Source organism: Gordonia sp. (in: high G+C Gram-positive bacteria), assembly GCF_020438995.1.
Taxonomy (GTDB): Bacteria; Actinomycetota; Actinomycetes; order Mycobacteriales; family Mycobacteriaceae; genus Gordonia.
Genome location: NZ_JAGQTN010000176.1, coordinates 1 through 5,803, shown reverse-complemented (window position 1 = coordinate 5,803; position 5,803 = coordinate 1). Strand labels below are relative to the sequence as shown.

At 68.5% G+C, this 5,803-nt stretch carries 6 protein-coding genes; 4 read left to right on the top strand and 2 right to left on the bottom strand.

Going from position 1 to position 5,803, the window contains the following annotated elements:
* On the bottom strand, positions 1 to 674 hold a 674-nt coding region (locus tag KDB67_RS12940), incomplete at its 3' end, for a hypothetical protein (protein ID WP_291016236.1).
* 139 nt (positions 675 to 813) lie between these two features.
* Between KDB67_RS12940 and KDB67_RS12935 the strand changes: the two genes are divergently transcribed.
* Positions 814 to 2,619, top strand: a complete 1,806-nt coding sequence (locus KDB67_RS12935; RefSeq protein ID WP_291016235.1) for a sodium:proton antiporter — start codon at positions 814 to 816, stop codon at positions 2,617 to 2,619.
* Between the two features lie 31 nt (positions 2,620 to 2,650).
* On the opposite strand, the gene KDB67_RS12930 is transcribed toward KDB67_RS12935, so the two are convergent.
* Positions 2,651 to 2,962 (bottom strand): hypothetical protein, encoded by a 312-nt coding sequence (locus KDB67_RS12930; protein ID WP_291016234.1) that lies wholly within the window; start codon positions 2,960 to 2,962, stop codon positions 2,651 to 2,653.
* Between the two features lie 154 nt (positions 2,963 to 3,116).
* Between KDB67_RS12930 and KDB67_RS12925 the strand changes: the two genes are divergently transcribed.
* From KDB67_RS12925 to KDB67_RS12915, 3 genes are all read left to right on the top strand, one after another.
* Positions 3,117 to 3,977, top strand: a complete 861-nt coding sequence (locus tag KDB67_RS12925; RefSeq protein ID WP_291016233.1) for a universal stress protein — start codon at positions 3,117 to 3,119, stop codon at positions 3,975 to 3,977.
* Between the two features lie 33 nt (positions 3,978 to 4,010).
* On the top strand, positions 4,011 to 5,123 hold the full coding sequence (locus KDB67_RS12920; RefSeq protein ID WP_291016232.1) for a patatin-like phospholipase family protein: 1,113 nt from the start codon (positions 4,011 to 4,013) through the stop codon (positions 5,121 to 5,123).
* The coding region (locus KDB67_RS12915; RefSeq protein WP_291016231.1) for an MFS transporter at positions 5,124 to 5,803 on the top strand (680 nt) is incomplete at its 3' end. It lies immediately after the preceding gene.

The window sequence follows — 5,803 nt, the reverse complement described above, 5'->3', positions numbered from 1 at the left end:
TCGATCCGCATGTGCGCGTCCGCGGGACGCGGATCGGGCGGATTGACGGCCAGCTTGCCGTCCGTGAACTCGTATACATACCGTTCGTCGGTCCCGCGCAGCCGGAGGTCGTACGTCGCGGTGTGGCCGCGGCAGGTATCCGGGTTGAGCCAGCCGGCCAGCACCTGATGACGGCCACGGGCCACCAGCGGAACGTCGTCGCGGTCAATGTGCCACGGCGCCCGGACCGTGCGGGCGATGTCGTGGCCCCAGATCAGCAGTTCGCCGATCAGGATGCCCAACGCGGCGTCGCAGCGCACTTTGCTGCCGTCGGGAAGCACCGCGCACGCCACCTGGGCGCTCATATGTTTGACGGTGTCGAGCAGTACGTCGAGATCGGTGCGCAACTGATGCACGCAGGCGGGGATGCTGCGCGTGAGCGTCGAGTCGATAGCCCGGGGGTCGTGGGTGGGCATCTCGGCGGGGTCACCCGACCAGGACGCGGCGTCGGTGGCCAGCGCGAGCAGCCACGACGGGGTGCGGGCTACCTGATTGACGCACTGGTGGACGCCGAGAGACGGATTGTCGGTCAGTGGGAGGTCGTGGTCGGGGAGCATCGAGGTCAGCTCGACGAACTGGTCGCCGACCCGGCGCGCGGCGTCGATGTAGTCCAGTCGCGAGAACATCGTGTTCATCGGTACTGGTCATCTCCCTTCACGCCGGACGGACACCCGACCAACGTTAGAAGCATGACGACCGTTCTGCGAGCCCGGACCGGCACCTGATGTGTCTTCGTGACCAACGGGCCTCCGGACGCACTGGAATGATGGTGCGATGGAGAAGATTCTCGTCGTCGTCATCGGGGTGCTCGTGGTGGCCCTGGCACAGGAGATCGGTCCCCGTATCCGGATTTCGCCGCCTCTGATCCTCGTGGTGACAGGTGCGATCATCGGCATCCTTCCGATGGTCCCCGAGGTCGAACTCGATCCCGAATGGATTCTCGTCGGTGTGCTGCCGCCCCTGCTGTACTCGGCGGCGGTGTCGATGCCCGCGATGGACTTTCGCCGTGAGCTGGGCACCATCAGCGCGTTGTCGTTCCTGTTGGTGCTGGTCAGTGCGGTCGGGCTGGGCTTCTTCTTCGCCTGGCTGATCCCCGGTATCGGCATCGCGACGGGTATCGCGCTCGGCGCCATCGTCAGCCCCACCGACGCGGTGGCCACCTCGATAGCCAAACGGGTGGGGGCGCCGAGCCGGGTGATCGCGGTCCTGGAGGGCGAGAGCATGCTCAACGACGCGAGTGCGCTGGTGCTGATGCGGGCGGCCGTCGCCGCCACCTCGGCCGCGGCGCCGGTGTCGTTCGCCGGTGTGGCGGGCGAGTTCGTGGGCGCGGTCGTCGGGGCCGTGATCATCGGCGCTGTGGTGGGTGTGGTGAACCTGCGGGTGGGGGCGCTGGTGCGCAACGCGACGGTGAACACCGCGATCTCTTTCACGGTGCCGTTCCTGGCGTATCTGCCCGCTGAGGAGCTGGGCGCTTCCGGCCTGGTCGCGGCCGTCACCGCCGGGCTCGTCACCGGCACGGGCGCGGTCAAGTACCTCACCCCGCAGCATCGCTTCTCCGACCGGCAGAACTGGCGGACCATCGAGCTGATCCTCGAGGGTGGCGTGTTCCTGATCATGGGTCTGGAGCTGTACGGCCTGGTCAAAGACGTGCAGCGGGACCACACCGGTGTCCATGCCGCGATCGCTGTCGGCGTCGCGGCGCTGTTGGTGGTGACGGTGATCCGGGCACTGTATGTGGTGCCGCTGGTGTGGTGGCTCGGCCACAAGGCACGCCGGCGATCCGATCAGCGTGAGTACCTTGCCGACGCGAGCGAGGCGGTACATGCGCGCAGGCTGGAGTTCGGGCAGGCCGAGCGCTCCGCGAAGCGCAAACCGGGCGTGCGGCGGAGGTTGCGCCGCCGGCGGCTGGGCGACCTCGGCGAGGCAGACCTGAGCACTGTGTCCGCCGACACCGCCGCACTGTACGACTCGCGGCTGACCCGGCGCCTGGCCGACATCGACTACGTGCTGGCCGCGCCGATGGGCAAGGCGGAGGCCACGATCATCATCTGGGCCGGTATGCGTGGTGTGGTCACGCTCGCCGCCGCGCAGACACTGCCCGCCGAAACCCACTCGCGGCCGATGCTGGTGCTCATCGCGTTCGTGGTCGCGGCGCTGTCCCTGCTGTTGCAGGGCGGGACGCTGCCATCGCTCATCAAACGACTCAAGTTGCCGGACATGTCGCAGAACCGGGCGGCGGGCCGGGCGCGGCTGCGCCGGGAGATGGCGATCGCCGCGACCAAGGTCATCTCCGCGTCGCCGGCGGTTCAGGATTCTCCGGCGCTGAGGGCCCGCGTGGTGCAGTGGACGCAACGCACCGACGAGCAGAAGCAGGCCGACGACGAGGACGACGACACCAGGTTGTCCCCGGCGCAGATCGGTGCCGAATACGCCCGCATCCGCCGCGCCATCATCGCCGCACAGCGTGAGATTCTGCTGCGCCACCGCGAGTCCGGGGTCTACAGTTCGGGACTGCTCACCCGCGAACTGGCCCAGCTCGACGCCGAGGAGATCAGCCTCGACATGCGCGCCGCCGAATAGCGTCTCGCCGGTGGTGCCGCGCCGTGCCGGGTCACTCAAGAAGCGCAGGTGCGGTCGCCATCATCGTCATCACCGCGGCGGCGAGCAGAAACCAGGAGGCGCCCTGCCACACCTGCCAGCGGCCCCCGGCGCGCCACGTGCGGTAGGTGATCCACAGCGCACCGAACGCGCCGATGAACATGACGGCCGGGGCGACGGCGATCATCGTGGTGCGTAGCCCGCCCGAGGACAGTGCGGCCACGGCGAAGCACGCGAGCGCGAAAGTGACGGTGATGATCCCGTGGGTCACCGCCCGGCGGAGGCTGGTTCCCGACTCGCCATGTTGCGGTCGCCCCGTGTTCATCGCCTGTTCCTTTCATGGTCACCGAATGAACGTCCGTACCAGTCTACGCGCCCGGAAAGTGCCCCTGATCAGGACCAATGTCTCTGGCATCCGGTCGGGTGCGCGGTGAGAATAGACGGTGAGGCTGAGAAATCAACGGAGAGTGAGGCCACACATGAACGCGATCCTCGTAGGCGTCGACGGATCGGAGGCATCGACCGGTGCGGTGCGCTGGGCGGCCCGGACAGCGGAGCTCGAGGGTGCCGATCTGAAGATCATCGGTGTCTACGACGTGCGGACGAGCAACTACGCCCCGGGCCTGATCATCCCGCAGGACGTCATCGAGGCGGTGCGCCAGGACGCCACCGACGCAGTGAACGCCGCGGCGGCGGTGGCCAAGGAGACCGCGCCGCCGGTCACCGTGCAGGCGTCGATCACCGATGGCGATGCCGCGCACGTGCTGCTCGAACTCGGCAAGGACGCGTCGGCCATCGTGCTAGGCACCCGGCAGCTCGGAAGTTTCCGCGGCCTGTTCCTCGGCTCGGTGAGCACCAGCGTCGCCGCGCACGCACACGGCCGGGTCGCGGTCATCGCCGGCGCGGGTGGCGACGGACCGGTGGTGGTGGGTGTCGACGATTCGCCGGTGAGCGATGTCGCCGTGGCGGAGGCGTTCCGGCAGGCGTCGCTGCGCGGTGTGCCGCTGGTCGCGGTGCACACCTGGACCCCACTCGACGCCGACGCGCTGCACGGCTACGGCATCGAAACCGATGAGATCATCCGGATGTCCGAGGAGGCACTGGAGGCGCTGGGCGAGCGGCTGGCGGGATACCGGGCCGACTACCCGGACGTCACCGTCAAACATGCGGTCCTGCCCGACGAGCCCGCCAAGGCCGTCCTCGATGTGGCCGGTAAGGATGCCTCGCTGATCGTCGTCGGCAGCCGCGGCCGGGGCGGTTTCAAGGGTCTGCTGCTGGGTTCGACCAGCCAGAAGGTCATGCATCAGGCGCAGGTCCCCGTACTTGTGGCGCGTACGTGATGCCACGTTCGCCGCGCCCGATAGTCTCGACGCATGGTGAGGGCAAGTGGTAACGAAGTAGCCCAGCGACACCCGGGTGCGGTGGCCAAGCGCCCGGGTAGCGCTGTGGTGAAGCAGCCCGGCGACGACGTGTCGCCGCGGCCCGGGGCGCAGGTGTCCGACGGAACCGGCGACGTCCCGAAAACGTACAAACCCGCACGTGTGGCGCTCGCGCTCGGCAGCGGCGGCGCCCGCGGTTACGCCCATATCGGGGTGATCGCCGAACTCGCCGATCGCGGCTACGAGATCGTCACCGTGTCGGGGTCGTCGATGGGTGCCCTGGTCGGTGGCCTGCACTGCGCGGGCAAGCTCGACGAGTTCGTCGACTGGGCGTCGACGCTGACCCAACTCGACCTGGTGCGGTTGATGGACGTGTCGTTGTCCAAGTCGGGGGTGATCGGCGCCGAGCGTGTGGTGGCCAGGGTGCGCGAGATCCTGGGCGAGGTCACCATCGAGGAGCTGGCGACGCCGTTCACCGCGGTGGCCACCGATCTCACCGCCGGGCGGTCGGTCTGGTACCAGCGCGGCAGTCTCGTCGACGCGATCCGCGCGTCGATCGCGATCCCGGGCGTGATCAGCCCGCACACCTATCAGGGGCGCATCCTCGGGGACGGCGGCATCCTCGACCCGCTGCCGGTGGCGCCGACCGTCGCGGTGCCCAGCGATGTGACGGTCGGGGTGATCCTCGGCAACGATTTCACACCGGAGGAGGGGGCCTCGCGCGGTTCCCTCGTCGGCGGTGTGGTGCGCCGCAATGTGGCCCCCCTGCTCGACAACGAGTTCGTCAAGGCCTTCCGCGACCGGTTCGGTGTGGAGATCCTGGACTATTTCGATCAGCCGGACAGCCGCGAGGTGGTGCCCGCCGACGCCGAGTCCGATCCGGCGGCTCCCTCCCGGATGGGCAAGGTGGAGGTCCTCACCCGCTCGCTCGACATCATGCAGGAGGCGCTGGCCCGATATCAGTCCGCCTCCCATCCGCCCGACGTGCTGATCCGTATACCGCGAAAAGCCGCCCGTACCTTGGAGTTTCACAAGGCGGTCGAGCTGATCGAGATCGGTCGCGCGCTGACGGCGACCGCGCTGGATCAGTTGCCGGAACGGGTCTGAGTGCGACGCATTCCGCGTGGCATCTGGGTGCTGTTGTCGGCGAATGTCGTCATAGCCCTCGGTTACGGGCTGATCGCGCCCGCGCTGCCCAGTTTCGCCCGCAGCTTCGACGTCGGGATCACCGCCGCGTCGGCCGTCGTGTCGGCATTTGCGGTGATGCGGCTGATCTTCGCACCCGGTGCGGGACGGTTGATCTCGATCGTCGGGGAACGCCGCATCTACCTGATCGGGCTGCTCATCGTCGCGATGAGCACGCTGGTCTGCGCGTTCGCCCAAAACTATTGGCAGCTACTGGTTTTCCGTGGTCTCGGCGGTATCGGGTCGACGATGTTCACGGTGTCGGCGATGGGTCTGCTCATCCGGATGGCACCCGACGACATCCGCGGCCGGGTGTCGGGGTACTTCTCGGCCGGTTTCCTGATCGGCAACATCACCGGCCCGCTGATCGGCAGTGCGCTGGTCGGTTTCGGATTGCGGATGCCGTTCGTCGTGTACGCGGTCGCGCTGATCGTCGCGTCCGCGGTGGTGGCCACCCAGCTGCGCGCCGACGACGGTGGCGAGCGGTCCGGGACGCCGGCCGGCGGCGACGCCGTCGCGCTGGCCACCGCCTGGCGCAATCGGGCCTACCGGGCGGTGCTGGTGTCCAACTTCGCCAACGGCTGGGCGTCGTTCGGGGTGCG

What these genes read in the sequence shown, in the direction of transcription:
- KDB67_RS12930 (WP_291016234.1), bottom strand. Translation starts at nt 2,962, where the DNA reads ATGAACACGGGGCGACCGCAACATGGCGAGTCGGGAACCAGCCTCCGC.
- KDB67_RS12935 (WP_291016235.1), top strand. Translation starts at nt 814, where the DNA reads ATGGAGAAGATTCTCGTCGTCGTCATCGGGGTGCTCGTGGTGGCCCTG.
- KDB67_RS12925 (WP_291016233.1), top strand. Translation starts at nt 3,117, where the DNA reads ATGAACGCGATCCTCGTAGGCGTCGACGGATCGGAGGCATCGACCGGT.
- KDB67_RS12920 (WP_291016232.1), top strand. Translation starts at nt 4,011, where the DNA reads ATGGTGAGGGCAAGTGGTAACGAAGTAGCCCAGCGACACCCGGGTGCG.